The 25,137-nt window shown below is 68.7% G+C and carries 26 protein-coding genes and 1 tRNA gene; 21 read left to right on the top strand and 6 right to left on the bottom strand.

Annotated features, from left to right (window positions below; genetic code table 11):
• Nucleotides 1-38 precede the first annotated feature (38 nt).
• Nucleotides 39-2,807 (top strand): family 78 glycoside hydrolase catalytic domain, encoded by a 2,769-nt coding sequence (locus ABZY89_RS25490; RefSeq protein ID WP_355231731.1) that lies wholly within the window; start codon nucleotides 39-41, stop codon nucleotides 2,805-2,807.
• Nucleotides 2,808-2,838: 31 nt separating this feature from the next.
• Nucleotides 2,839-3,684 (top strand): hypothetical protein, encoded by an 846-nt coding sequence (locus tag ABZY89_RS25485; RefSeq protein WP_355231729.1) that lies wholly within the window; start codon nucleotides 2,839-2,841, stop codon nucleotides 3,682-3,684.
• Between the two features lie 3 nt (nucleotides 3,685-3,687).
• Here the strand turns inward: ABZY89_RS25485 and ABZY89_RS25480 are convergent, their stop codons facing one another.
• The gene (locus tag ABZY89_RS25480; protein WP_355231727.1) at nucleotides 3,688-4,440 is read right to left on the bottom strand and encodes a GAP family protein; all 753 of its coding nucleotides are present in this window, start codon (nucleotides 4,438-4,440) and stop codon (nucleotides 3,688-3,690) included.
• Between the two features lie 118 nt (nucleotides 4,441-4,558).
• On the opposite strand from ABZY89_RS25480, the gene ABZY89_RS25475 reads away from it, so the two are divergent.
• From ABZY89_RS25475 to ABZY89_RS25450, 6 genes are all read left to right on the top strand, one after another.
• Nucleotides 4,559-5,842, top strand: a complete 1,284-nt coding sequence (locus ABZY89_RS25475; protein WP_355231725.1) for a histidine kinase — start codon at nucleotides 4,559-4,561, stop codon at nucleotides 5,840-5,842.
• Nucleotides 5,839-6,492, top strand: coding sequence for a response regulator transcription factor (locus ABZY89_RS25470; RefSeq protein WP_355231723.1), 654 nt, complete (start codon nucleotides 5,839-5,841; stop codon nucleotides 6,490-6,492). The genes ABZY89_RS25475 and ABZY89_RS25470 overlap by 4 nt, the downstream gene beginning before the upstream one ends.
• A 110-nt stretch (nucleotides 6,493-6,602) precedes the next feature.
• The gene (locus ABZY89_RS25465; protein WP_355231721.1) at nucleotides 6,603-7,028 is read left to right on the top strand and encodes a ribonuclease domain-containing protein; all 426 of its coding nucleotides are present in this window, start codon (nucleotides 6,603-6,605) and stop codon (nucleotides 7,026-7,028) included.
• Between the two features lie 195 nt (nucleotides 7,029-7,223).
• Entirely contained in the window at nucleotides 7,224-9,491 is a 2,268-nt protein-coding gene (locus ABZY89_RS25460) for a transglycosylase domain-containing protein (protein ID WP_355231719.1), read from the top strand.
• Nucleotides 9,492-9,540: 49 nt separating this feature from the next.
• Nucleotides 9,541-9,972 (top strand): DUF5990 family protein, encoded by a 432-nt coding sequence (locus ABZY89_RS25455; protein ID WP_355231717.1) that lies wholly within the window; start codon nucleotides 9,541-9,543, stop codon nucleotides 9,970-9,972.
• A 65-nt stretch (nucleotides 9,973-10,037) separates the two neighbouring features.
• Entirely contained in the window at nucleotides 10,038-11,000 is a 963-nt protein-coding gene (locus ABZY89_RS25450; RefSeq protein WP_355231715.1) for a GNAT family N-acetyltransferase, read from the top strand.
• Nucleotides 11,001-11,069: 69 nt separating this feature from the next.
• On the opposite strand, the gene ABZY89_RS25445 is transcribed toward ABZY89_RS25450, so the two are convergent.
• From ABZY89_RS25445 to ABZY89_RS25430, 4 genes are all read right to left on the bottom strand, one after another.
• Complete coding sequence (locus ABZY89_RS25445; protein WP_355231713.1) at nucleotides 11,070-11,600, bottom strand: GNAT family N-acetyltransferase; 531 nt, start codon at nucleotides 11,598-11,600, stop codon at nucleotides 11,070-11,072.
• Nucleotides 11,601-11,683: 83 nt separating this feature from the next.
• A tRNA-Ile gene (locus ABZY89_RS25440) sits at nucleotides 11,684-11,760 on the bottom strand.
• Between the two features lie 81 nt (nucleotides 11,761-11,841).
• A complete protein-coding gene (locus ABZY89_RS25435) occupies nucleotides 11,842-13,845 on the bottom strand; it encodes a fatty acid desaturase (RefSeq protein ID WP_355231712.1) in 2,004 nt (667 codons plus the stop codon).
• 89 nt (nucleotides 13,846-13,934) lie between these two features.
• A complete protein-coding gene (locus tag ABZY89_RS25430; protein ID WP_355231710.1) occupies nucleotides 13,935-15,203 on the bottom strand; it encodes a helix-turn-helix domain-containing protein in 1,269 nt (422 codons plus the stop codon).
• A 133-nt stretch (nucleotides 15,204-15,336) separates the two neighbouring features.
• On the opposite strand from ABZY89_RS25430, the gene ABZY89_RS25425 reads away from it, so the two are divergent.
• From ABZY89_RS25425 to ABZY89_RS25370, 12 genes are read left to right on the top strand one after another with little or no spacing between them, the layout of a single operon-like run.
• Nucleotides 15,337-16,047 (top strand): hypothetical protein, encoded by a 711-nt coding sequence (locus ABZY89_RS25425; RefSeq protein ID WP_355231708.1) that lies wholly within the window; start codon nucleotides 15,337-15,339, stop codon nucleotides 16,045-16,047.
• 3 nt (nucleotides 16,048-16,050) lie between these two features.
• Complete coding sequence (locus tag ABZY89_RS25420; protein ID WP_355231706.1) at nucleotides 16,051-17,364, top strand: SRPBCC family protein; 1,314 nt, start codon at nucleotides 16,051-16,053, stop codon at nucleotides 17,362-17,364.
• A 2-nt stretch (nucleotides 17,365-17,366) separates the two neighbouring features.
• Nucleotides 17,367-17,621: a hypothetical protein gene (locus ABZY89_RS25415; RefSeq protein WP_355231705.1), complete on the top strand. Its 255-nt coding sequence runs from the start codon at nucleotides 17,367-17,369 to the stop codon at nucleotides 17,619-17,621.
• Nucleotides 17,622-17,624: 3 nt separating this feature from the next.
• A complete protein-coding gene (gvpJ, locus tag ABZY89_RS25410) occupies nucleotides 17,625-18,092 on the top strand; it encodes a gas vesicle protein GvpJ (RefSeq protein WP_355231703.1) in 468 nt (155 codons plus the stop codon).
• Between the two features lie 2 nt (nucleotides 18,093-18,094).
• The gene (locus ABZY89_RS25405) at nucleotides 18,095-18,844 is read left to right on the top strand and encodes a GvpL/GvpF family gas vesicle protein (protein WP_355231701.1); all 750 of its coding nucleotides are present in this window, start codon (nucleotides 18,095-18,097) and stop codon (nucleotides 18,842-18,844) included.
• The gene (locus ABZY89_RS25400) at nucleotides 18,835-19,071 is read left to right on the top strand and encodes a gas vesicle protein GvpG (RefSeq protein WP_355231699.1); all 237 of its coding nucleotides are present in this window, start codon (nucleotides 18,835-18,837) and stop codon (nucleotides 19,069-19,071) included. Before ABZY89_RS25405 ends, ABZY89_RS25400 begins: the two co-directional genes overlap by 10 nt.
• Nucleotides 19,064-19,336, top strand: coding sequence for a gas vesicle protein (locus ABZY89_RS25395; RefSeq protein WP_355231697.1), 273 nt, complete (start codon nucleotides 19,064-19,066; stop codon nucleotides 19,334-19,336). Before ABZY89_RS25400 ends, ABZY89_RS25395 begins: the two co-directional genes overlap by 8 nt.
• A complete protein-coding gene (locus tag ABZY89_RS25390) occupies nucleotides 19,333-19,698 on the top strand; it encodes a gas vesicle protein (RefSeq protein WP_355231696.1) in 366 nt (121 codons plus the stop codon). Before ABZY89_RS25395 ends, ABZY89_RS25390 begins: the two co-directional genes overlap by 4 nt.
• Nucleotides 19,649-20,485, top strand: coding sequence for a GvpL/GvpF family gas vesicle protein (locus ABZY89_RS25385; RefSeq protein WP_355231694.1), 837 nt, complete (start codon nucleotides 19,649-19,651; stop codon nucleotides 20,483-20,485). The genes ABZY89_RS25390 and ABZY89_RS25385 overlap by 50 nt, the downstream gene beginning before the upstream one ends.
• Nucleotides 20,482-20,679, top strand: coding sequence for a gas vesicle protein GvpJ (gene gvpJ, locus ABZY89_RS25380; RefSeq protein ID WP_355231692.1), 198 nt, complete (start codon nucleotides 20,482-20,484; stop codon nucleotides 20,677-20,679). Before ABZY89_RS25385 ends, gvpJ (ABZY89_RS25380) begins: the two co-directional genes overlap by 4 nt.
• Nucleotides 20,676-21,308, top strand: coding sequence for a GvpL/GvpF family gas vesicle protein (locus tag ABZY89_RS25375; protein ID WP_355231690.1), 633 nt, complete (start codon nucleotides 20,676-20,678; stop codon nucleotides 21,306-21,308). Before gvpJ (ABZY89_RS25380) ends, ABZY89_RS25375 begins: the two co-directional genes overlap by 4 nt.
• Nucleotides 21,305-21,640 (top strand): gas vesicle protein K, encoded by a 336-nt coding sequence (locus ABZY89_RS25370; RefSeq protein ID WP_355231688.1) that lies wholly within the window; start codon nucleotides 21,305-21,307, stop codon nucleotides 21,638-21,640. Before ABZY89_RS25375 ends, ABZY89_RS25370 begins: the two co-directional genes overlap by 4 nt.
• Before the next feature lie 12 nt (nucleotides 21,641-21,652).
• On the opposite strand, the gene ABZY89_RS25365 is transcribed toward ABZY89_RS25370, so the two are convergent.
• Entirely contained in the window at nucleotides 21,653-23,110 is a 1,458-nt protein-coding gene (locus ABZY89_RS25365) for a serine/threonine-protein kinase (protein ID WP_355231687.1), read from the bottom strand.
• A 134-nt stretch (nucleotides 23,111-23,244) separates the two neighbouring features.
• Between ABZY89_RS25365 and tyrS the strand changes: the two genes are divergently transcribed.
• Nucleotides 23,245-24,516 (top strand): tyrosine--tRNA ligase, encoded by a 1,272-nt coding sequence (tyrS, locus tag ABZY89_RS25360; protein WP_355231685.1) that lies wholly within the window; start codon nucleotides 23,245-23,247, stop codon nucleotides 24,514-24,516.
• Nucleotides 24,517-25,137 lie beyond the last annotated feature (621 nt).

The raw sequence follows: 25,137 nt of genomic DNA, 5'->3' as shown, positions 1-25,137 counted from the left end.
CCGGCCACAGCAACGTACCAACTCGCTCGGAGGAACCCATGAAGCTCCGCCTGGCCGCGATCGTCACCAGCGCCCTGGTCGTCACCAGCCTCGCGGCGGCCGTGACACCGACCGGTGCCGCGTCCGCCAACACCGCGCCCGGCGCACCCGCCGGTCTGACCGTCGACGACGTCACCCGACCGCTCAACACCGACCTGACCCCACGGTTCGGGTGGCTGCCCCAGGACAGCGACGCCAACGAGGTGCAGAGCGCCTACAAGATCGAGGTAAGCGACGCCGCCGGCGAGATCGTCTGGGACTCCCGCAAGGTCACCTCCGGGCAGCAGTCCTACGTCGACTACGCCGGCGAGACCCTCGAGCCCGGCAGCCGCTACACCTGGCGGGTCATGACCTGGGATCGCGGCAAGCTGCCGTCGCGGTGGTCGGCGCATGCTGCCTTCGAGACCGGGCTCGGCGACGCCGACTGGGCCGGTGCGAGCTGGATCAGGCGACCACCGGGCACCGCGGACAACCCGGCCCAGGAACGCGACGAGTGGACCCTGGCCCGCACCGAGGTCGAGGTCCCGGACGGCAGGATCGTCCGCGCCCGCAGCTACCTGGCCGCCAGCCACACCGCCGAGCTCTACCTCGGCGGCGAGCAGGCCGACCGGATGAGCAACTTCGGCTACCCCAGCGAGGGCTACTACCAGGCCGCGGACGTCACCGACCTGGTCACGCCCGGCGAGACCCTCGCCCTCGGCGTCAAGCTGCACTGGTTCAGCGGCGGCCAGGGCCGCGCCGCGGGCATCCCCGGCGTACTCCTGAAGCTCGAGCTGACCTACGCCGACGGTGAGACGACCACGATCGTCACCGACGGCTCCTGGAAGGTACGCCGCGGCCCGTACGTCACCGTCGGCACGCGCAACGGCGAGGGCCTGTGGATCGAGCACCTCGACGGCCAGACTGCCCAACAGATCGGCGACTGGACCGAGCCCGGCTACGACGACTCGCAGTGGTCCGGCGCCGTAGTCGTCGGTGCGCACCCGGTGGCGCCGTTCACCCACCTGGAGGGCCAGCAGACCCGGCTCGAGGAGACCGTCGTCCACCCCGAGCGCATCCTCCAAGCCGCCGACGGCACCCCGGTCGCCGACTTCGGCAGGATCATCCCGGCCCGCCCCGGCGTGCACTTCGACGACGGCGTCGCCGGGCGACAGGTCCCGATCCGGGCCGGCTACGAGCTCGCCGACACCGGCCGCGTCTCGACCACCGGCCTCTCGACGCAGAGCACCAACATGTCCTTCCCCTACACCCAGGCCGCGGGCGCGCAGGACTATCTGGCGGTCGGACACCTCGGCTTCCGCTACCTCGAGATCCCGGGAGCGGGGGAGGAGATCACCGCCGAGGACGTGACCGCGACCGTCGTCCACACCGCGTACGACGAGGACGGTGCTGCCACCTTCGAGAGCTCCGACGCGACCCTCGACGACGTGTGGGACCTGATGGACCGCTCCCTGCGCTACTCCGTCCAGGAGACCTTCGTCGACACCCCGACGCGCGAGCAGGGCCAGTTCCTGCACGACACCGCCAACATCTCGATCGGCCTGATGTCCTCCCAGCGCGAGCGGGTCGCGTCCCGCCAGGCGATCCGGGAGTTCCTGCTCAGCCAGGAGCGCTACTGGACCACCGGCAACGACGCCGGCCGCTACAACGCGGTCTACCCCAACGGCGACGGCAAGCGCGACATCCCCGACTTCACCGAGGTCGTCCCCGACTGGATCTGGCGCTACTACCTCGAGACCGGCGACAAGGCCGTCCTCGAGGACGCCTACGACAACCTCACCGCCACCGCCGGCTACATCCGCCGCCACATCGCCACCAGCGGCCCGACCCAGGGGCTGGTCACCAACCTGTCCGGCGGCTCCGGCCAGTACCTGTACGGCATCGTCGACTGGCCCGCTCACGGCCGCTTCGGCTACGACATGACCACCGCCGCCAGGACTACGGTCAACGCGCTCGGCGTCGACGTGCTCCGCAAGGTCGCGCTGATCGGCGAGGAGCTGGACCGCCCCGACGCCGAGGTCGCCGCGCTCCGCTCGGACGCCGACGCCCTCGCGACGCGGATGAACCAGACGCTGCGCAAGGCCGACGGGACCTACGTCGACGGCCTGCTCGCCGACGGCACCCAGTCCGCCCATGCCGGACAGCACGCGACCTCGTACGCCATCGCCTTCGGCGTCGCACCGCACAAGGATGTGCCCGCGCTCGGTGAGCAGATCGCCGCCCAGGGGATGAAGCAGGGCCCGATGACCGCCCACGTGCTGCTCGAGGCCCTCTCCGAAGCTGGTGCCGGCGAGAGCGTCCTGAACCTGCTGACCAACGAGGACGACTACGGCTGGGCCGGCTGGCTCGCGGACGGAGGCACCTTCACTCCCGAGGCCTGGGAGCTGAGCGGCTCGGCCAACAGCGCCTCCCACGGCTGGGGCTCGCGCGGCATCGTCGACGTCACCGAGTCGGTGCTCGGCATCCGCACCACCGCCCCGGGTGCCGCCGAGGTCGAGCTCACCGTGCCGGCCACCGGCCTGACCCACGCCAAGGGCTCCGTGGCCACCCAGCGAGGCCGGGTCGCCTCCGCCTGGACCCGCACCGCCGACGCCGTCGCCCTTCGCGCCACCATCCCGGTCAACGTCACCGCGGTCGTACGCCTCCCCGAAGGCTCCTACCTGGCCACCGGCCCCGGCAGGACCGCCCCGGAGCGCCTCGGGACCGCGAACGGCATCACCTCCTACCGGATCGGCTCCGGTGCCTGGACCTTCACGAAAGGGGCATGACCAGGTGCCGTGACTCCGCTAACCTGCGGCAGTGCGCCGAATCGCCGTGCTCGCCGCGGGCCTCCTGGGCGGGTCGACCCTGGCCGCCTGCGGCACGAGCGAGCCGCGCGAGACGGCCTGGCCCGACGAGCTCACGGCATACCTCGACCAGACCCGGCTCCAGCGCAACACCGGTGAGGCGTTCGTACGCCTCGTCAACGACACCGGCACCTCGATCGAGGTCTCGCGCGTCGAGGTGAGCAGCGACCGGTTCCGGGCCCGATGGACGGGCTCGGAACCGGTCGACCCCGAGATGGACTTCGACTTCGACATGCCCCGCGGGAAGTGCGGCGAGGGCGGCGACGCCGACCTGACCCTCATCTGGCGCGAAGCCGGCGACGAGGCGGGGGAGTGGCGCACCAGCACCGGCAAGGCCGAGGACAGGTACGCCAACGTCGACCGCCTCCTCGATCGCGACTGCGCTGAGCGGAGCCTGACCGAGGCCGCCGACATCACCGTCGGCGAGCCCCAGGTCGAGGGAGAGGGCAAGCAGAGCGTCTTCGTCCTCCCGGTCACCTTCGCCCCGACCGAGGCTCTCCCGGACGTCACCTTCGACGGCTGGGAGGGCACGGTGCTCTTCCAGCTCGCGGCCGAGACACCGACCTGGCCGCGAGCAACCCCGCTTCCGATGACGGGCGAGCCGACCACGCTGGAGCTGCGGGTCCTGCCCGCCCGGTGCGACCCGCACGCCCTGGCCGACGACAAGGTCGGCAGCCTGTTCCGCGTCCACGTCGGCGGCCCGGACGTCCCGGACGGCGCGAACTACTTCCTCCCGCTCAGCAAGGCGCAGAAGACCGCCCTCTACGACTTCCTGCCGGGCTACTGCGGCTGGGAGTGAGGCTCAGCCGAAGAGCGGCCCGAGCGCGGCCCGGGCGAGCAGGAACCCGACGATCCCCACGGCCCACGCCGTCGCGCTCGCGGCGTGCTTGACCAGCCAGCCGTCGAGGAGAGCCAGCGGGCGCGCCACCAGAGGAGCGGCGAAGACGCGCGCGGCGGTGAGCAGAAGCGCCGGAGCGATCATCACGGCGCAGTAGCCGAGCACCCACAGCCCCGAGACCGGCCAGTCCGGCCCCTGGGTCCCGATCACTCCGATCGCGGCCAGGTACGGGAGCATCGAGGCGGCCTCGACCAGCCCGGCGAGCACCGCCAGCGCGGCGAGCGCCGAGGCCGAGCCGGACTCCGAGGCGACCGCCCGCTCGCGCCAGCGGAGCAGGCGTCGCGGCGGTTCCGGCGCCTCGGTCCGCTGCTTGCCCGAACCAGGCGGATCCAGCTTGAAGCTCCACGCGAAGAGACCGACGCCGATGAGCAGCTGCCCCCACAGGAACGGGCGCGAGTCGCGCAACCCGGTCAGCGCGTCAGCCACGGCCGAGCCACCCAGCAGGATCCCGATACCGAGCAGCGCGTAGAAGCCGGCGATCGCGCCCAGGTAGACCAGGATCCGCCCGGGCCGCACCCGGCCGGGCGCCATCAGCAGCCACACCGGGATCAGCAACGTGCCGAAGCTGGTCGAGTCGATCAGCGCCAGCACCGCCAGTGCGACGTACGTCGCGGTGCCGCCCAGATCACCGGTGAGTGGGCCGAGGTCGATGTCCATGCCCCGAGGTTCGCGTGCAGCCGGCCGCGTGCGCGTCGGTCGAACCGGTGATCCTTCCGCACGGGGATACATCCTTCGGATGACCCCGGGGAGGCGGCGTACGTGCTGAGATGGTGTCGTGGACCGCCCGACCCTGCTGCAGCAGCTGCCCGTGGCGCTTTTCGGCGGTGGCACCAGCCTGCGCGCCGCTGACCGCCGGCTGGCCTGGCTCGACGCCGGGGTCGTCCTCGCCGCCGGCCTCGCGCTGCACGCACTCGGTCAGGTCGGGGGCGTACGCGGCCTGCACCCGTTCGGCATCGACCTGGACAGTGTGCCGACCTGGTGGCATCTCGTCCCGCTCGCCCTCGCGGCCGCAGCGCTCGTGCTCAAGCGGCGCCGGCCGCTCGCCGTGCAGACCGTCGTCGCCCTCTGCTTCGGGGCAGATCTGCTGATCGGGAGCAGCATCGCGATGGTGGTGGTGCTCTGGGACGCGCTCTTCGCCGGCCAGCTGCACGGATCGCCGCTGGCGCGACGCATCGCCACCGTCGCCGTCGCGGTGGCCATAGGTGCCGCGGTCGTCGCCTCCGCCGCGGCCACCTCGGACCCGCGCACCCCCGTCGTCCTCGCGCTCACCCTCTTCGCGATCGTCGTCACCCCGATGTGGTGGGGCAGCAACGTACGCCAGGGCAGCGAGCTCGCCGATGCCGCCGACGACCGGGCCCGGCTCGAGCGGGAACGCAGCGCCGCGCTGCTGCGCCTGGCCGACGCCGAGCGGCACGACGCGGTCCGCGCCGAGCGCTCCGCGGTGGCCCGGGACCTGCACGACGTCGTCGCCTCCCACCTGTCCGCCATCGCGCTGACCTCGGGAGCGGCGCTGGCCGGTGGGCACGACCCGGAACGGGACCGGGCGGCGCTGCGGTCGGTGCGGGCCGAGAGCCTGGCCTCGCTCGATGACATGCGCGCGATGATCCGCGTCCTGCGCTCCGACGGCGACTCCGGCGACGCCGAGGACCTCACCGCCGCCTCCCGCGCCGCCAACCTCGGCCCCGTCCTGGAGCAGGCGCGACTGGCAGGTCTGCCGCTGCGCGTCGACGACCCCGGCGGGCTCCTGGACGGTGCCGACCTCGCGCTGCCGGTCTCGGTCGACCACGCCGTCTACCGGATCGTGCGCGAGTCCCTGACCAACGTGCTCAAGCACGGCGGCGGCACCACTCAGCTGCGCCTGATCCCCGGCGACACCCTCGAGATCGAGGTGACCGATGCCGGCGCCGCGAAGGAGCCCGCGGCAGAGGCCGGCACCGGCACCGGACTGGTGTCGATGCGCGAACGCGCCGAGGCCCTCGGCGGCACGTTCGAGGCCGGCCCCGACGGCCCCGGCTGGCGGGTCCGGTCGATCCTGCCGCTCCCGGGAGCGAGTGCATGATCCGGGTCCTGCTCGCCGACGACCACGCCGCCATCCGCGCCGGCCTGCGCATGCTGCTGGCCACCGCCGGCGACATCGAGGTGGTGGGGGAGGCCGCCGACGGCGCGACCGCGGTCGCCAACGCGCGGGCGCTGCGCCCCGACGTCGTGCTGATGGACGTACGCATGCCCGGCACCGACGGCGTGACCGCGACCCGCCAGGTCGTGGAGGAGGGGCTCGCCGACGTACTCGTGCTGACCACCTTCGACCTGGACGAGTACGTCTTCGGTGCCCTCCGCGCCGGCGCGGCCGGCTTCCTGCTCAAGTCGGCGGAGGCGAACGACCTGGTCGACGCGGTCCGGCACGTCGCCGCCGGCGACGGCGTGGTCGCCCCGGAGGTGACCCGCCGGGTGCTCGCCGAGCTCGCCGGCGCGCCGGACCGATCCGGCCCGGCGGCCACGCCCGGCGTACCTCTTCCCACAGATCTCACACCCCGGGAGAGGGACGTGCTCGCCGCCCTGGGACAAGGCCTGTCCAACGCCGAGATCGCCCAGCGGCTGGTGATCTCGGAGGCGACCACGAAGACCCACGTCTCCCGCGTCCTGGCGAAGCTCGGGGTCGCCTCCCGGGTCCAGGCGGCGATCGTGGCCCGCGAGGCGGGCGTCGTCTGAAGACGCGCTCACACCCCAGAGTTCACCGGTTCGTGACCTTCGGAGCCCCCATCCGGACGCGCCAGGTAGCAGAATTACCAACCGTCCGTAACGCACACACTGGAGGATTCATGTCCGGGAAGAACCGCTCCGTGCTCACGATGATCAAGCTGCTCCTCGCAGGTCTCGTCGCCACCACGAGCCTGCTCGGTGGGAGCATCGCGCTCGCCCCTGCCGCCCAGGCCGACTGGATCGAGAGCTGCACCCACAAGGGCTGTGCCGAGGCCCTCGACTCCAACGAGGTCTGGGCCTCGCTGGGCTACCCGTCCAACCGTGGCTGGCACGACTGGCCGCCGACCGGCACCTGCAACTTCTCCGGCGGCACCTACAACAACTACGAGGGCGAGCTGCCCTCGGGCCACTCCTACCTCGAGTTCGACGTGACCCCGCGTGAATGTGGTGCGCAGCGCCAGTCCTACCGCCTCGTGGTCGACACCACAACGGGTGACGTCTACTTCACTCCCGACCACTACAGCACCTTCTACTTCCTGGTCTGAGTGTTTCCGAAACGGGTCTCTGACCTGGGCAGACACGGCATCGCCTGCCCAGGTCGGAGGCCCGTTCGTACGCTTGGAGGTCCCTGAGACCTCGCTGAGACGCCGCTGAGACGCCGCAAACACGGGTCCGAGGATCACGAAGGGCGTGGGAGCCCGCCGTACTCTAGGGACGTTGTGACCGCGGGAGGGGACATCTTGAGCTGGCAGGGCAATCCGCCTTACATACCCACGCCGACGCCGAAGAAGAAGCGGGGAAAGAAGGTCCTGAAGGCCTTCCTCATCGTGATTCTGGTCGGCGCTCTGATCGGTTCACTGGGTGTGATCGTGGCCTACAACGCCATCCCGATCCCCAACGCCAACGCCGCGTACGAGAAGGAGACCTCCTTCGTCTACTACCGCGGCGGCAAGGACGAGCTCGGGCGCTACATCGCCGACTCCCAGGACCGCGACTCGCTGCCCTATGACGAGATCCCGCAGCTGATGAAGGACGCCGCGGTCGCCGCGGAGGACCGCACCTTCTGGACCAACAGCGGCATCGACATCAAGGGCATCCTGCGTGCGGTGGTCAACAACAACACCGGCGGCACCCAGTCCGGCGCCTCGACGATCACCCAGCAGTACGTCAAGAACCTCTACCTCACCCAGGAGCGCACCTACTCCCGCAAGGTGAAGGAAGCGGTCATCTCGCTGAAGATCAGCCGGCAGAAGTCCAAGGAGGACATCCTCGCCGGCTACCTCAACACCATCTACTTCGGCCGTGGCGCGTACGGCGTCGAGGCTGCGTCGAACGCCTACTTCGACAAGCCGGCCGCGAAGCTCACCCTCCAGGAGGCCGCCGCCCTCGCCGCGATCCTCAACGACCCCAACGACCTCGACCCGAGCAACGGCGAGGAGTCGGTCGCCGAGCTCGAGGGCCGCTACCGCTACGTCATCAACTCCATGGTCAAGCTGGACATGGTCGACGCCGCCGAGGGGGAGAAGGCCAAGGAGTCGCTGCCGAAGTTCAAGAAGCCGCGCTCCGACAGCCGCTACGGCGGCCAGAAGGGTCACGCGCTCAAGCTGGTCCGCGACGAGCTCCTCAAGCTCAAGGACGAGCAGGGCAACCAGCTGGTCACCGAGGACGAGATCAACGGCGGCGGGCTCCGCATCACCACCACCCTGACCAAGAAGACGATGAAGACCGTTGAGCAGGCGGTCGACGACGTACGTCCTGAGGACAAGAAGGCCTACGACGAGGGCAACGAGAAGGACGAGCTCCACGTGGGCGCGGCCACGGTCGACGTGAAGACCGGTGCGCTGCGCGGCTTCTACGGCGGTCAGGACTACCTCGACTCACAGATCAACTGGGCCGCCAGCAGCGCCACCATGGCCGGGTCGACGATGAAGCCGTTCACCCTCGCCGCGGCGCTGAAGGCTGGCTACTCGCTCAAGGACACCTGGAACGGCAACTCGCCGATGGAGTTCCCCGGTGGCGTGAACGTACGCAACTCCGGCCAGAGCGCCGCCGACCCGTACGGCCACAGCTACGGCTCCAACGTCAGCAGTCTCCAGGCGATGGAGGACTCGATCAACACCGCCTTCGTCGAGATGTCCGACTCGCTGCCCAACGGCAGCAAGGACGTCTACGACATGGCCGTACGCTCCGGCATCCCGCGCGGCGACCGCGTCGACCCCGCCTACCCGGGCATCCCGACGAGATCGGGCCCGGACATGGAGCCCAACGACTTCCTGATGACCCTCGGGAAAGCCACCATCAGCCCGATCAACATGGCCAACTCCTACGCCACGATCGCCAACGGCGGGATGCACAACAACGTGTTCGTCGTCTCCAAGGTCGTTGACGCCGACGGCACTGTCATCTATGAGCACGACGACTCCGCTGGCAGGAAGCGGGCGATGGACGAGGACGTCGCAGCCGACACCTCCTACGCCCTCCAGCAGGTCGTCTCCAGCGGCACCGGCCAGGCCGCCAGCGCGGTGGCCCAGCCGGCCGCGGGCAAGACCGGCACCGCGACCAACGCCAACGACGAGGTCTCCTCGGCCTGGTTCGTCGGCTACACCCCGCAGCTCTCCACCGCCGTCTCCTACAGCCGCGGCAAGGGCAGCGGCGCCCTCGACGGCTGGCTCGACACCTTCTTCGGCGCCGACTACCCGGCCGACACCTGGGTCGAGATCATGGGCACGCTGACCGACGAGCTCGACTACGAGGAGTTCCCGCCGCCGGCCTGGCTCGACGGCGACGCCCCCGAGTCCGGCCACGCGCCGTACGTCCCGCCGGCTCCCGACCCCGAGCCGACCGAGGAGCCGGAGCCGTCGAACACGCCGCCGCCGTCCCAGGAGCCGACGCCGACGCCCACCCCGACGCCCACTCCGACTCCGACGCCGACTCCGACGCCGACCAAGACGCCCGGTCCTCCGGACCCCGACCCGGACGACCCCTCGACCGAGCCCGGGCCGCTCTGAGCGACTGATCGGCAGCGGCATGGGCGAACGGCGGTGGGATGATGACACGGTGCTGCTCGAGATCCGTGGCCACAACCTCCCAGGCCGGACCTGGCATCTGGACGACGGTCCGTGCCACAACGTCCATGTCGGCATCCAGCGGGGAAAGCACCCGGTCGACCTGGTGCCCGGCGACAGCAAGAGCGCGGTCTGGAAGGCCGAGATCGAGCTCCTCGAGGTCGACTCGGGTCTCGACTTCCGCGGCGACGCGGTGCAGGGCAGACGTGGAGCCAGGTTCGTCTATCTGACCTGGGGTGACGTGGGCGGCGACGGGTTCACGATGTTCCGTCGCGCCAAATTGATGCTCGACGACCTCGTCCCACTGGTGGCGTCAGGCCGGACCGGTCAGCACGTCATCGCCACCGTCGACCTCACCGATGAGTGCGGTGGCCCGCGATGCGCTCGACTGGCGGCGCCGGCCCTCCAGCTCCGAAACAGATGATGTGTCAACGCTTGGTGGGGGACCTCAGTTCCCACGACCTTGCCCGACACGGTTAGATAGTGCCCGTGTCTGTGATCGCCCCCGTCGACGTCCACGATGACACCGCTCTGAAGGCTTGGTACGCCGTGGAGGCGGCATCGATGGCCTTCGATCGACCCTACGCGTCGCATCGCACGTTCGAGGCGCTCGCCAACTCCGTGCGCATGCCGCACGACCATGGCCGCCGCGTACTCCTCGCCGCGAAGGAGCAGGGCGAGACGATCGGCATCGCCGAGCTCGACCTCCCGGAGGAGGAGCGGAGCCACGTCGTCGAGCTGGGCATCCACGTCCTCCCCGTGCACCGCTGGCGCGGGGTCGGCACCGAGCTGTGGCGAGCCGCCGATGACGTACGCCGCACCAGCGGCCGCACCCTTACGACCGCCGAGGTGACCATCCCCCCGAAGTCGTCCCTGGCCTTCGCGCGGGCGCTCGGCTTCAAGTCCGTACGCCGCGAGGACCACCTCGCCGCCGACCTACCGCTGCCCCACAAGCCGTTCAACGTGCTCGGCTACGAGCTCCTGATGTGGGAGGACCGGACCCCCGAGGACCTGCTCGCCCAGTTCGTCGGCCTGCGCAACCAGATGGGCAAGGAGATGCCGGGCAAGTCCCAGGAGGACCTGGTCGCCCACACCGCCGACCGCATCCGCTCGGCGGAGAAGAGCACCGCCCGCTCCTACGACCGCATCACCGCCGCCGCCCGCGAGATCCTCACCGGCGAACTCGTCGGCTACTCGGTCATCTTCCTGGCCCACGGCAGCGACGAGGCCATCCAGGACGACACCTTCGTCAAGTCCGCCCACCGCGGCCACAAGCTGGGCCTCGCCCTCAAGGTCGCCACCCTCGCCGCCGTCCAGCGAAACCACCCCGAACGCACCAGCATCCACACCTGGACCGACCCGTCCAACGACGTGATGCAGCGCATCAACAAGCAGTTCGGCTTCCGCAAGATCGAGCTCATGCACGAGGTCCAGCGCACCGATCGTTGGTAGAGCGTCGCGCGTGTGGATGCGTCGGTCAGTCGTGCCCACTGAGCGACAGCACGAGGACGGTGGCCGCGGTCAGGACCGCGGATCGTCTCGCTCGAGCCACTCGCCAAGAGAGATCTCGTACGTCAGAGCTCTCGGTGTCGGTTCGTCGACGCACGCAAACCCGAGGCTTGCGAGCGTAGCCCTGGACGCCGCGTTTGCCGTCACGGTTCCCGCCCAGATATGCGTAAGTCGGGCGCTGAGGAAGCCGTGGCGCAACAGAAGGCGGGCTCCCTCGACGCCGTAACCCTGGCGCCATCGTTCGTGGGCAAGTCGGAATCCAAGCTCACCTGCCTCCGGGCGAGCTCCGTCGTAACCGAGGCCCCACCAGCCGATGGGACGCCCGTCAAGGAAACCAGTCCAGTAGCCATGACCCCGGTCCGTGTTCGACCGCTGGCCTAGCCGCCGCGACCACTCTGCGTCAGTCTCGGACGGCGAGTACGGTCGGCCAGACACGTGCCGCATCACCTGCTCGTCCGTATTGAGTCGACGAAAGAACTCAAGATGCTCAGGGCCTGCAGGAACGAGTCGTACTCTCTGGCCGATGAGGACGGGTAGAACCATCCGCATACCTTGACACGGACCAGGTTCCGGCCCCTCTGGCGCGCGTATGCCCGTGCCGACATGGCTTGACCTGCGGTTATGAATGGTAGGCCGTGCGGGGCTCGAACCCGCGACCCAAGGATTATGAGTCCTCTGCTCTAACCGACTGAGCTAACGGCCCGGGCAGATCCTAGCGGGAGTGCACGGACGATCGGTCACTCGGCGACGATCGAGACCTTCCCGCTCGACATCTGCCCATGACTCAGTCGTCGTAGTCGACGGTGACCGCCGGCGTGGTCGGGCGGGACTGGCAGGTGAGCACGTGGCCGGTCTCGACCTCCGCAGAGGACAGGGCGAAGTTCTGCTCCATCGCGACCGACCCCAGCGTCACCTTCGCCGTGCAGGTGCCGCAGGCTCCGCCGAGGCAGGCGTACGGCGCCTCGAGCCCGGCCTTCAACGCGGCCTCGAGAACGGTGTCGCCGGCCGCCAAGGGGACCTCGTGCTGTCGGCCGCGCAGGCCGACGGTGACGGTGGCCGGGGCGAAGCCGTCGGCGACCCGGGGCTTCGGGTAGCCGTGGAAGAGCTCGACGTGGACCCGGTCCGCCTCGGCGCCGCGTTCGAGGAGCAGGTCGCGTAGGTCGGCGACCATCTCGATCGGTCCGCACAGGAACCACTCGTCCACCGATGCCACGGCCACTTCGGAGCCGAGCCATTGGTCGAGCTTCGCCCGGTCGATCCGGCCGCGCAGATGTTCCGGGTGCCGGGGATCGCGGGAGCGTACGTGAATGATCCGGAGACGGTCGGCGTAGCGCGCCTCGAGGTCATCGAGCTCGTCGCTGAACATCGTGCTGTCCGCGTCCTGGTTGCCGTAGATCAGGGTGAAGCGACTCTCGGTCTCGACAGCAAGCGTCGTCTGCAGGATCGAGAGGACCGGGGTGATTCCGCTGCCGGCGGCGATCGCCACATAGCTCCTGGCGGCGAGCGGGTCGACCGCGGTGCCGAACGAACCGGTCGGCGTCATCAGGTCGAGAGTGTCCCCGGCCTCCAGCTGTTCCATCGCGAAGGTGGAGAAGGCCCCGCCCGGGATGTGCTTGACGGCGATCGCCAGGGCGTCGGAGGTGGCTGAGGAGCAGATCGAGTAGTTGCGACGTACGCCCTCGCCGCCGAGATCGGTGCGGACGGTGATGTGCTGACCGGGTTCGAAGGAGAACTTCTCGCGCAGCTCGTCAGGCACGTCGAAGCGGATCAGCACGCTGTCGTGGGTCAGCCGGTCGACGCCGGCAACCGGAACCGGGTGGAACTCGGCGGCACGAGCAGAGGATCGCCGAGGCATCCGCACCGGAAGCAGCCGGGCCATCTTGCCGTTCAGCGTCTTCCACTCGCGGTACTCGTCCGCGTCGAGCTGATGACCGAAGACGGTGCCGATCGCGGCTTCCCGCTCGAGGTAGGCCTCCTCGTTGCGGCGCCAGGCCGCGACGTAGCGGTAGAACGGGATCGAGGGATGCAGGTGGTGGACGAGGTGGTAGTTCTGCGAGAGGAGCAGGGGAGTCAGGACCCATTCGGAGCCGACCCGGTTGCGGGTGGCGCGGTAGCGGTTCTCCTGCTGGGTGTCCTCGAGGTCGTGGTGCGGCAGCCAGTCGAACCACCAGGCCAGCACGAACATCGCGAGCCGCTCGGGGATCAGATACAGGACCGCCAGCGTCCACAGCTGTCCGGTGAAGCCCGCGGCGACGATCACGGCGATCGTCGTGCTCATCAGGAAGACCGTCTCGAGCACCTCCGCCCGCGGACGCCGCCGAACATTGCGCACCAGGAAGGACAGGTACGGCACGTCCATCAGCGGGAACCGGAACGGAACCTGCCACCACGGAGCGCCGCTGACGAAGTGGTCGGGGTCGTTGTCGTCGTCGTTGGTGTTGCGGTGGTGCTCGATGTGGATGAACGCGAACGACCTGAACGAGATCAGCGGCGAGACGAAGAGCATCGCGACCCGTCCGAAGGCCACGTTGACCCAGCGGTGGGTGCTGATCGAGAAGTGCGCGGCGTCGTGCAGCACGGTGAACAGCACGAAGATCGCCACCGCACTGAGCAGGACCGTCACCGGGACGGGAAGGCGCTCGGTCAGCGCCGCCCAGGTCGAGATCACGAAGACCGCGATCGCGCCGGAGAAGATGCCGACGATGGGCCAGGAGATCGTCGGGACCTTCTCACCCGGGTCGGGGAGCGCGTGGCGGGTGTCTGCGGGTTGCTCCGTCGTAGTTGACATGCTCGAAACGTACGAACCGCGAGCAGCACCCCGCGAGAGGTGCCGAGCCCATGTCGATGTGCGCGCAGCACATCCGGGCCAGAGGCTGATCAGACCTGGTCAGGCTCCGGTGCGAGCACGAGCGGACCCAGCAAACCCACGAGACGCAACGCGGCATGCAGCTCGGCAACGCGCTCGGTCGCGGGAAGCCCGCGTCGTTCCTCGGCCCGGCGTACGCGCTGCAGCACCGTGTTGCGGTGTACGCCGAGCTCGTCGGCCGCAGCCGCCAGGCCACCCTGGGCGTCGAGCACCGCGAGCAACGCCCGCCGCTCTTCCTCCTCCCGGCGCCCGGTGACCGCCAGCCCACCGAGCTCGGCCGCGACAAAGGCGCGGGTCAGGTCGAGGTCGCCACTCATCGTGTCCACCAGCGCCAGCTCGGCGTACGGCGTGACTGCTGCACCGCGTCCCGCGAGCTCGATGATCCGGCGCCCGCGCTGGGCCTGGACATGAGAGTCCCGGAAGCCAGGGGCACCCTGCGCCGGCGTGCCGAGCGTGACCCGCACCGCGTCCGGGATCTTCCCGGCCAGAGGCCTGAGGTCCGTCGGCGCGATGCGAGGTGCACCCGTCGTGGAGACCCAGCCCCACAGTGCCCGAGCGCCGTCCGGGACGAGCAGGGGATGGGGTGAGCCGAAGTGGGCGCCCACCGTCTCACCCACCCGCGCCAGATCGACGTCGTCGCTGTCGGTCCAGCAGACGAAGCCCGTCTGCCATCCGGTGAGCCGGTGGGACAGGGTGCGCTCCGCGCGGCGCAGGTCGATCCGTCCGCCGGCGATCAGGGTGCGGACCGCATCCGTCCGCGCAGCGCGTGCCTGGGTCTGGATCCGGTCGAGCTCTGCGACGTACTCGGCGGCGACCTCGCTGGAGATGCGGTCGACGTAGGCGAAGGCGTAGTGCTGCAGGTGTGCCACCACCGCCAGGGCGAGGGCCGGGTCCGGCATCGAGTCGTTGATCCCGGTGAGGATCCGTTCGCTGAAGTAGGCATGGCCGATCCGGTAGAAGCGCAGCATCACATCGACGCTGTAGCCACGGCCGGCCATCGCGCGCGCATGCTCGAGCGCGGTGACCGGCGCCGAGGCCGCGCTCACGTCGATACCGTGCCGCACCATCGACAGCGCGGCCTCGAGGTTGGACGAGCACGACCCCAGCGTCAGGCCACGAAGCTCCTCATCTGCGCTCGCCTCCGGGATCCGCTCGAGGATGTAGGCGAGCATGTCATCGGCGTACGACGCCACGTGCCCCAGCAGGTCGGCAGCGGTGCGGCGCAGCTCGATCACCACCGACTCCGGCAGGTCTTCCTGCTGTCTCGCGCTGACGTCCATGTCCGGAGACTATCCAGCGCTCTGACCCGGTGGGTGGCACGAATTCGGACACGCAAGGTATGTCGCGTGGCGTGACGGGTACCTCCGGGGGTACGAGGGTGGTTGGAGGGCCGCCCGAGGAGGGAGCACCAACATGTCTGTCACCACACGCGTGGGAACCGCTGTCGCAGCGGGGTACGTGCTCGGGCGATTCAAGAAGCTTCGACTCGCCGTGATCGTCGGGTCGGCGCTCAGCAACAGTGCCGTCCGCGACCGCAGCATCGAGCTGCTGAAGATCGGTACGCAGAGCCTTGGCGGCTCGTCGGACGTACAGAAGCTCGGACAGCAGGTCAGCGGAAAGCTCGTCACGGCTGGTAAGGCTGCCGCGGTCGCCGTGGCCGCGGGCCAGATCGACAAGCTCAGCGACCGGTTGCACGAGCGGAGCACGCTCTTGAGCGGGTCGTCATCCGATGAGGACGCCGACCAGGACACCGACGAGGACACCGACGAGGTTCCGGAGGACGAGGAGCCCGAGGACGAGTACGAAGACGAGGCCGAAGCCGAAGACGAACCCGAAGACGAGGCCGAGGGTGAGGAGCCTGAGGACGAGTACGAGGAAGAGCCTGAGGACGAGGCTGAGGAAGAGCCCGAGGACGAGCCCGAGGACGAGTACGAGGAAGAGGCTGAGGAAGAGCCCGAGGACGAGTACGAAGACGAGGACGAGCCCGAGGACGAGTACGAAGACGAGGACGAGCCCGAGGACGAGGCGGACCAGCAGGACGAGGACGACGAAGAGGAGATGCCGCGCCGGCGCGCGCGGAGCTCCCGACGCCGGCGCGCAGGTGCGCCGACAGGAGGTGCCTGAGTCATGACGGAACAGACTCGCAAGAAAGCGACTGCCGACACGGAGGACTCGGGCCTTCTGTCGCAGCTCCCCGTCGATCGGCTGCGTAAGGAGGTCCTGGGCCTCAGCCGCGCCTTCGGGAAGCGGAGCCTGAGCAAGCTGGGCAGCGGCGTCGAGGGGCTCACTGACCGACTGACCGGCTTCGCCGATGGTGTCCCCACGATGAAGGGGGCGAAGGGATCCAAGGGTGCCTCGACCGTGAAGGCGGGGGCGAAGGCGGCCGTCGACAAAGTCACGGCTCCGGTCGGCAAGGTGAAGAACACCGCCGCCCAGGTCAAGGACACGGCGACTCAGGTCAAGGACACCGTTGACAAGGTCTCGGGCGGTCTCAACAAGAGCGAGCAGCCCACCGGCAAGAAGCTCAAGGTGACCAACATCGTCGAGACGGTCGACGTACCCGTCAGTCGGGACGTCGCGTACGAGCAGTGGACCCAGTTCGAGGAATTCCCGTCCTTCATGAAGAAGGTCGAGAACGTCACGCAGGAGGACGACGAGGTCGTCACCTGGCAGGCCCAGGTGTTCTGGTCCCACCGCACATGGAAGGCCACCATCCTCGACCAGGTCCCGAACGAGCACATCGTGTGGAAGAGCGAGAGCGAGAAGGGACGCGTCGACGGCGCCGTCACCTTCCACGAGCTCGCGCCGAACCTGACCCGGATCCTCGTCTCGCTCGAATACCACCCGAAGGGCCTCTTCGAGCACACCGGGAACCTTTGGCGGGCCCAGGGGCGTCGAGTTCGCCTGGAGATGAAGCACTTCCGGCGTCATGTCGCCAACCACACGCTGCTCCACCGCGACGAGATCGAGGGGTGGACGGGCGAGATCCACGACAAGGAGGTCGTGGACGACGGTTCCGGCGAGGGCTCGGAGAACGGGCAGAAGAACAGCTCGGAGAAGAGTCAGGAGCAGAGCGGGAAGACGAAGGCCCGTACGGCGAGCGGCTCCCGGAGCTCCGAGAAGTCGTCGTCGGGCAGCAAGCCGGGCAACGGGTCTTCCAACAACAGGTCTTCCGGGAACGGGTCGTCCGGTGACAAACCGCAGGCGAAGAAGACGACCGCCAAGAAGACCGCGGCCAAGAAGCCGGCAGCCAAGAAGACCGCTGCGAAGAAGACCGCTGCCAATAAGCCGGCGGCCAAGAAGACCACGAGCACGCGGCGCCCGACGAAGCAGAGCGCGAGCAAGCAGAGCGCGAGCAAGCGGAGCCCGCGCAAGCAGAGCGCCAGCAAGCAGAGCACGAGCAGGCGTACGTCTTCCGGCTCCTCCACGAAGGCATCCTGACCATGGCCGAGAACGACGAACGACGTGTCCAGGAGCTCGAGCGCGACGTCGAGGAGCTCATGGTGGAGGTCGATCGCTATCGGACCGCCACCGAGGACGCCTTGCAGCAGCTCGACTGGTGCATCGGCTACTTCGTCGGGTCCGGGAAATCCGGCCTGGCGAAGTCGCTCGGCGCCAACCGGGCCTACATCCGCAGGCACGTACTGAAGCGGGCCGAGCAACCCGTGCCCGCCAGCACCCCGGCAGAAAGCGACTGAGTCATGACCATCACCCAGCAGAACCGGTACCTCGACCGCCCGGCGCCGAGCAGTCTCGCCGACGTCATCGACACGATCCTCGACAAGGGTCTGGTGATCGATATCTACGTGCGCGTCTCGCTCGTCGGCATCGAGCTGCTGACGATCGACGCACGCATCGTGATCGCCAGTGTCGACACCTACCTACGCTTCGCCGAGGCGGTGAATCGGCTGGACCTCACCGACACCCAGACGCACGGCATCCCGGAGCTGATCGAGGGGGTGACCGAGTCCGGGGCCAAGGGGAAGACATCCGGCGCGATCGAAGGAGCCAAGGAGAAGCTCGGGAGCATTCTCGGCAGCGACGATGAGGACTCCGACAAGGACGCCGACAAGGACGACGACGAGCACGAAGGTCAGGCTCGCAAGCAGCCGGCTCGACGCACTCGGAAGAGCACGTCGTCCAGGCAGACCAAGGCGAAGGAGGACTGACCGTGCCTGTCCACGTCTACGGAGTCACGGACGCCTCGGTCACGATCCCCACGGACCGAAAGGGACGATCCAAACGTCCGCTGCGCCATATCGACGGCGGCGGCCTTCGGGTGCTCGTCAGCGATGTGGACGACGACTCGCGCGTGCTGCGCGAGGACCTGATGGCACACGCTCATACGCTCGAGGCGGTGGCCGCGCTCGGGACGGTGCTGCCCATGCAGTTCGGCGTCGAGATGCCGGACGACGACACCGTGCGCCACGAGCTGATCGAGAGCCGCGGTGACGAGATCCGCCCGTTGCTGGAACGGTTCGACGGCCTGCTGCAGCTCACCGTCGCGGTCGACCTGATCGAGCAGGAAGCGCTCAAAGAGGTGCTTCGGCGGGACCCCGATCTCGTCGCGCTGCGCGACCACGTACAGCGAGCCGCCCCGCAGGACCGGCACTCGGCGGAGGTACGCCTGGGCGAGGCCATCGCGGCCGCGCTCGAAGCGCTGCGGGCCGAGGTCGGCGACGGTGTCGTCGACCGGATCGCCCCGACCGCCCGCGCCGTCTCCCTCGGCGAGGTCCGCGGAGCTCTGCAGGCCGCCGAGGTGTTCCTGCTGGTCGAGCGCGACCGGCAGAGCGAGCTCGACGCCACGGTCACCACGCTGCGCGACGACCTGGCGCCGCTGGCGTCGCTTCGCTACGTCGGCCCCCAGCCGCCGTACGCGTTTCTCGACGCTGCCTCGTCGGGAGAGCTCGCATGGGCCTGATCACTCAGCTGCTGACCCTGCCCATCGCTCCCGTGCGCGGTGTGGTCTGGGTGGCGGAGCAGATCCGGGACGAGGCCGAGAGCCAGTACTTCGACCCGGCCATCATCCAAGCCGCGCTCGAGGATGTCGATGCTCGCCGGCAGGCGGGTCTGTTGACCGAGGAGGAGGCTGCCGATCTCGAGGAAGACCTGGTGCAGCGCCTGATGGCCGGAGGCTGGCATGAGTGAGCACAGCAAACCCACCCTGTCCTCGATCGCCGAGCACGTGCTCGAAGAGCTCGAGGCGCTCGTGGGATGTCCCGCCGAGGGCGTGACGGCAATCCGTCGCGACGACGACGGCTGGGTCGTCAACGCGGACATCCTCGAGCTGGAACGAGTCCCGGAGACAACCGATGTTCTTGCCTCCTACGAGGTGACCGTCGACCCGGACGGCGAGATCACGGGCTATCGCCGTGTCCACCGCTACGTCCGAGCCCAAGTGGAGGACCGATGACCGAGACCCAACGCTCACCGATGTTCGTGAGCAACCGGCCCCAGTCCTCACCGGAGAGCCTCGCCGACGTGCTCGAGCGTGTTCTCGACAAGGGCATCGTCATCGTCGGTGACATCCAGGTCCGGCTGCTCGACATCGAGCTGCTCACCATCAAGGTGCGACTCATGGTGGCCTCCGTCGACAAGGCCCGCGAGATGGGCATCAACTGGTGGGAGGGCGACCCGTTCGTCAGCAACCTCGAGGACCAGCAGAAGCAGGACGAGGAGCTCGACCTCCGTCGGCGGCTCGAGGCGCTCGAGCGCAGCGTCGGCGGTGACCAGGCCGAGATCGTGGAAGGTGAGAAGAGTCGTGAGCGCCGCTGACGCGACCGCGGTTGTTCATGCGTACGGACTCATCCAAAGTGACGAGCCCCGGCCCATGCCTGAGCACGGGATCATGAACGCGGACATTCGCACCATCCCGTTCCACGATCTCGAGGTGGTCGTCAGCGATCTGGCGGCCGCAGCCTTCGGCGAGGCCGCGTGGGCGGAGCACGGCGAGGACACCGGTTGGGTCACGCCCGTCGCCGCGGCCCACCACGAGGTGCTCCAGCATCTGGTCGAGCACGGTGACGTACTGCCGCTGCCGCTGCCCGGGATCTACCCGAACGATGAGGTGCTGATCGCCGCGTTGGACTCGAGTCGCCGGGCCCTCGAACACGCCTGGCGGTTCGTGGCCGGACACGTCGAGTGGTCAGTCCAGATCTTCCCGACCGCGTCTCCACGCCCGACCGAGGCGCCCGCCCCGCGCAGCGGCCGTGAATACCTCGAACGGCGCCGGTCGCAACAGGACGCCCGCAACACCGAACGCGGACGGCGCGAGATCGCCGTCACGCAGACCCACGAGGCCCTGGCTCGCGGCACGGCCGCGAGCGTCGTGCGCGCCCCGCTCGACGCTGCCGTCACCGGCCGAGACGAGCCGATGCTGCTCAACAACGCCTACCTCGTGGCGCGGGACGAGGAGCAGCGATTCCTCGGCCTTGCCGAAGAGCTCCACGACCATCTGGTCGCCACCGCCGGCTTGCGTATCGAGGTGACCGGGCCGTGGCCGCCCTACAGCTTCGTTGCGGAAGAGCCGCACGACGAGGACCTGAGCGGGGTGGTGTCATGACGCTCGAGCGTTCCCCTGCATTCGACGAGACCTCGCTCGTCGACCTCGTCGACCGCCTGATCGACGGCGGCGTCGTGGTGGGCGGCGACATCGTCCTCTCGCTCGCCGGGGTCGACCTCGTCTACCTCGGCCTGCGCCTGGTTCTCGCCCCGGCCCACACGGTTTCGCTGCCCGGGTCCGGGAAGCAGCCATGATGCTCCTCTACGCCGTGGCAGCCACGGAGAGCGCAGGCGAAACGGTCGACACCCCGCTGCAAGCACACCGTTCCCGCGGGCTCACCGTCTTCGTCGAACCGAGAACGCAGCCACCTGAGCGGTCGATGCACGAGCTGCTCGGGTTCGGACGAGCGCTCCACCAGCTGTGGTCGTACGTCCCCGTGCTGCCGATGCGCTTCGGGACGGTCGTGAGCGACAGCGATGAGCTTGACGAGCTCGTCGCGGAGCGCGAGAGCGAGTGGACCGACCGGATCGCCGCCGTCACGGGACACAGCGAATGCATCGTCCACCTCCCGCTGCCCGAACCTGTCCCCGAACGTGTCAAGGACGAGCAGACGGGTTCGGACTATCTGCGCCGGCGCGCGGCGGAGCTGAAGCAGCATGACGCCGAGACCGCGGAGCTGCGGGCGCTGCTCGCTCCGTACGCCTCCGAGATCACGAAGCTCTCGTCTATCCGTCCGCAGGAGGCGCGGCTGTCTGTCCTGCTTCCCGACGAGCAGGTGGAAGCGGCCCGGACAGCTATTCGAGACTGGGGCGAGAACCGGCCCGGAGTGACGGTCACCGGCCCATGGCCCCCGTTCAGCTTCTGTCAGGAGGAGAGCCCGTGACGCGGCCCGACGACGGTGCTCCCTGGCCCTTGGACCTCGACGCGGAAGACGACCTGCCCTCGGCCCTGAGCAGGCGGATCGATGCGGATCCGGAATCCGTCGAGAAGGGGCTCGTACAGCTCGTGCTCACCCTCGTCGAGCTGCTCCGGCAGCTGATGGAGCGCCAGGCGATCCGCCGGATGGATGCAGGAGGCCTGAGCGAAGAGGACATCGAACGGCTGGGGCAGACCCTGATGCTGCTGGACGAGAAGATGACGGAGTTGCGCGACCACTTCGGGCTCACCCCGGAGGATCTCAACATCGACCTGGGCCCGTTGGGCAAGCTCCTCTGAGGAGCTAGGCGCTCAACCCTCGCTGTTGATGAGGTACTTCCCGTCGGCGTAGACGAGCCCCAACGTCACCGTGCCGCCGTCCTGGCGGCCGTCCTTCATCGCGTAGTTGTAGGTGTAGGTCACCTTGAGCGGGTCGACGCTGGGGGAGACCGAGACGACGCTGGTGCTCGCGACGCTGCCCCACCAATCGCGGTAGCCCTCGATCCCTCCGCTGCTCGCTTGGAACGCGGGAGTCAGCATCGAGCCAAAGGCACTGTCGGGGTTCGCGGGCGCGGTGGCGAGATAGTTGCGGATGAAGGCGTCGATCCCCTCGGCGGTCGGGCCGGCGGTCTCGCTGGCCGAGGGGTTCTCGCTCGGAGACTCGCTGGCCGTCTCGCTGGGCGACGGCTTCTCGGAGGCCTCCTCCGACCCCTCGTCTGCGTCCTCGGTGGCCTTGTCGGTCGCCTCCGACAGCGGCGATCCGGACGCGACCGGCTTCGGCTTCGCACTCGGCTCCTCGCCCCGGTTGGCCCACATCGCTCCGCCGACCACCAGCACCAACGCTGCAGCGACGACGAGCGCGATCGGCCACCAACGACGCCGCGTCGGGGTGCTCGTCGACTGTGCCAGTCCCGAAGGCGCTGCCGGCGCAGGCGCGGGAGCCGCGACCGCTGCGAGCGTCTGCGTACGCAGCGCCACCGGCTCCAGCTTCTCGGCCGCCAACCGCCCGGCCAGGAAGTCGACGACGTCCTCGGCCGACCACCGCTCGGCGGGGTCGTAGGCCATCGTGTGCTCCAGCAGCGGCGCGAGCCGACCGGCCAGCGGCGTACGCGGCGGGTCCTCGTGCACCACCCGATACAGCGTCGCCAGCGCGTTGTCGCCGATCCCGTAGGGAGGCTCACCGGTCAGCGCCTGGAAGAGCGTGGCCCCCAGCGACCACATGTCGCTGGCCGGGTTGGCCCGCCCACCGGTGGCGATCTCCGGAGCCAGGTACGCCGGCGAGCCGGTGACCTGCCCGGTCTGTGTGGTCTGGGAGTCGACCCCGCGCGCGATCCCGAAGTCGGTCAGCTTGGCGCGCTCGGCACGGCCGACCACGATGTTGGCGGGCTTCACGTCCCGGTGGACGATTCCGGCGGCATGGGCAGAGCGCAGGGCCGAGGCGATCTGACCGATCAGCCTCGCTGCGTCCTCGATGGGCAGCGGGCCGTCGTCGCGCACCATGTGAGCGAGGGTCTTCCCCTCGACGTACTCCATCACCAGCCAGGGCTTGTCGTCGTCGCGCACCAGGTCGAAGACGGCGACGACGTTCGGGTGGACAAGTCGTGCGGCGAGCTGCGCCTCGCGTTCGACGGCGGCATCCGATACGCCGTCGAGTGCGATCAGCTGTTTGAGTGCGACCGAACGCCCCAGAACTTCGTCGGTGGCCAGCCAGACGGCTCCCATCGCTCCCCGGCCGAGCTCCCTCTCGAGCCGGTACCTCCCTGCGATCACCCAGGTCCCCTCAAAATCTCGTCGCGAACGCCAGTGGTCAACTCTAGGGGGTATCGCCTACTACCCTTGCTTCCGGGACAGCCCGTTCCGGGCCCCGGAAACACCATCTGAGAACGATCCGAGAAAGGCACCACGTGTCCATCGATCCCACACTCCTCGACGACCTCGAGTGGCGAGGCCTCATCGCCGACTCGACGGACCGCGACGCGCTCCGAGAAGCGCTCGCCGGCGGGAGTGTGAAGTTCTATATCGGGTTCGATCCCACCGCGCCGAGCCTGCACATGGGCAACCTTCTCCAGATCACCATGGCGATGCGCCTGCAGCGGGCCGGTCACACGCCCTATGTACTGGTCGGCGGCGCCACCGGCATGATCGGTGACCCGCGCGACTCGGGCGAGCGCACCCTCAACTCGCCGGAGACCGTCCAGGAATGGGTCGGGAGGGTGCGCAGCCAGATCGAGGGGTTCGTCTCCTTCGAGGGCGAGACCGCCGCGACGATGGTCAACAACGCCGACTGGACGGCGTCGTTGTCGGTGATCGACTTCCTCCGTGACATCGGCAAGCACTTCCCGGTCAACCGGATGCTCGCCCGTGACACGGTGAAGAAGCGTCTCGAGGACGGCATCTCCTACACCGAGTTCTCCTACATCCTCCTGCAGTCGATGGACTACCTGAACCTCTTCCGTACGCACGGGGTCAGCCTGCAGTTCGGCGGCTCGGACCAGTGGGGGAACATCACCGGCGGTGTCGAGCTGGTCCGCCGGGTCACCGGCGAGACCGTCCATGCGTTCACCACGCCCCTGATCACCAAGGCCGACGGCACCAAGTACGGGAAGACCGAGGGCGGCGCCCTCTGGCTCGACCCGACGATGATGTCGCCCTACGCCTTCCACCAGTTCTGGCTCAACGTCGAGGACGCCAAGGTGGGGGAGATGCTCCGTGTCTTCACCTTCCTGTCCCACGAGGAGATCGAGACCCTGGAGGCGCAGCACGCGGAGAAGCCGTTCCTACGGGTGGCTCAGAAGGCGCTCGCCGATCACATGACGACCCTCGTCCACGGGGCCGGGGAGACCGAGCAGGCCAAGCAGGCCGCAGCCGCGCTCTTCGGCGGCGGCGACCTGGCCACCCTGAGCAGTACGACGCTGGCCGCCGCGATCACGGAGGCCGGTGCCGTCGAGCTGGATCGCAGTGACGAGCTGCCGACGTACGTCGACCTCTTCATCGCCGCCGGCCTCGTCTCCTCCAAGGGGGAGGCCCGCCGGACGATCTCCGAGGGCGGGGCGTACGTCAACAACGTCCGCGTCGAGGACGCCGAGGGGGCGCTCGGCGAAAAAGAGTTGCTCGGTGAGGGCTGGGTCGTCCTGCGCAGGGGCAAGAAGAAGTTCGCCGGCGTGCGCTTCAAATAGCCTCTGACCTGCGAGAACGCCCCAGGGAAGGTGACCGCCTTCCCTGGGGCGTTCCTCGATTTGGCAAGCGCGTCACTGAGGCGTAATGTTCATCTGGTCGCCGGGGTGCGGCGGGAAGCAAGTTCGAGTCTTCGAGCGGGTTTCCGGCCCCTGAGTCGGCCGCCAACATTCTCGAGCTTCAGCTCGGTTCAGAGTCTCAGTCAGGTCTTCGGATCAGGCATCAAGACCGTGACGAACCGCAGTTTGATTGTCTTGTGCTGTGTCGGCGTGGATGTCGTCTTTATCCGATAAGCGCGAGAATTCGCCGAATTGGACAACAAAGCGAGATCCGATAAAGTCCTCCAGGACGAGGCAGAAACACAGCTGCTAAACCAGGGAAAGCGCGGAACGCGCCGAATTGGGAAAGCGAAAGTGAGTCTGCTAAAGTCTGAAAGGCAAGGAGCCGATAAAGGTTCTGGAGCTGGCAAGGAAACGCCGAAAGCGCGAAATTGCGAAAGCGAAAGAAAGCCTGATAAGGTTCAGCACGAAGCAGGACAAAGCAGTATAAAACGAATATAGCCGCCGGACTGGCTGAGACGGATGTCTGAAATCTACCGGTGTGCGTGTGATTCTTGAGAACTC

Source organism: Nocardioides sp. NPDC006303, assembly GCF_040613175.1.
GTDB lineage: Bacteria > Actinomycetota > Actinomycetes > Propionibacteriales > Nocardioidaceae > Nocardioides.
The sequence above is the reverse complement of the archived record's forward strand: the minus strand, read 5'-3'. Positions and strand labels throughout refer to the sequence as shown.

Excerpts from the sequence above, each read along its gene's own strand:
- ABZY89_RS25490 (WP_355231731.1), top strand. The coding sequence starts at position 39 with ATGAAGCTCCGCCTGGCCGCGATCGTCACCAGCGCCCTGGTCGTCACC.
- ABZY89_RS25480 (WP_355231727.1), bottom strand. The coding sequence starts at position 4,440 with ATGGACATCGACCTCGGCCCACTCACCGGTGATCTGGGCGGCACCGCG.
- ABZY89_RS25470 (WP_355231723.1), top strand. The coding sequence starts at position 5,839 with ATGATCCGGGTCCTGCTCGCCGACGACCACGCCGCCATCCGCGCCGGC.
- ABZY89_RS25465 (WP_355231721.1), top strand. The coding sequence starts at position 6,603 with ATGTCCGGGAAGAACCGCTCCGTGCTCACGATGATCAAGCTGCTCCTC.
- ABZY89_RS25445 (WP_355231713.1), bottom strand. The coding sequence starts at position 11,600 with ATGGTTCTACCCGTCCTCATCGGCCAGAGAGTACGACTCGTTCCTGCA.
- ABZY89_RS25435 (WP_355231712.1), bottom strand. The coding sequence starts at position 13,845 with ATGTCAACTACGACGGAGCAACCCGCAGACACCCGCCACGCGCTCCCC.
- ABZY89_RS25430 (WP_355231710.1), bottom strand. The coding sequence starts at position 15,203 with ATGGACGTCAGCGCGAGACAGCAGGAAGACCTGCCGGAGTCGGTGGTG.
- ABZY89_RS25425 (WP_355231708.1), top strand. The coding sequence starts at position 15,337 with ATGTCTGTCACCACACGCGTGGGAACCGCTGTCGCAGCGGGGTACGTG.
- ABZY89_RS25420 (WP_355231706.1), top strand. The coding sequence starts at position 16,051 with ATGACGGAACAGACTCGCAAGAAAGCGACTGCCGACACGGAGGACTCG.
- ABZY89_RS25415 (WP_355231705.1), top strand. The coding sequence starts at position 17,367 with ATGGCCGAGAACGACGAACGACGTGTCCAGGAGCTCGAGCGCGACGTC.
- gvpJ (WP_355231703.1), top strand. The coding sequence starts at position 17,625 with ATGACCATCACCCAGCAGAACCGGTACCTCGACCGCCCGGCGCCGAGC.
- ABZY89_RS25400 (WP_355231699.1), top strand. The coding sequence starts at position 18,835 with ATGGGCCTGATCACTCAGCTGCTGACCCTGCCCATCGCTCCCGTGCGC.
- ABZY89_RS25395 (WP_355231697.1), top strand. The coding sequence starts at position 19,064 with ATGAGTGAGCACAGCAAACCCACCCTGTCCTCGATCGCCGAGCACGTG.
- ABZY89_RS25390 (WP_355231696.1), top strand. The coding sequence starts at position 19,333 with ATGACCGAGACCCAACGCTCACCGATGTTCGTGAGCAACCGGCCCCAG.
- gvpJ (WP_355231692.1), top strand. The coding sequence starts at position 20,482 with ATGACGCTCGAGCGTTCCCCTGCATTCGACGAGACCTCGCTCGTCGAC.
- ABZY89_RS25375 (WP_355231690.1), top strand. The coding sequence starts at position 20,676 with ATGATGCTCCTCTACGCCGTGGCAGCCACGGAGAGCGCAGGCGAAACG.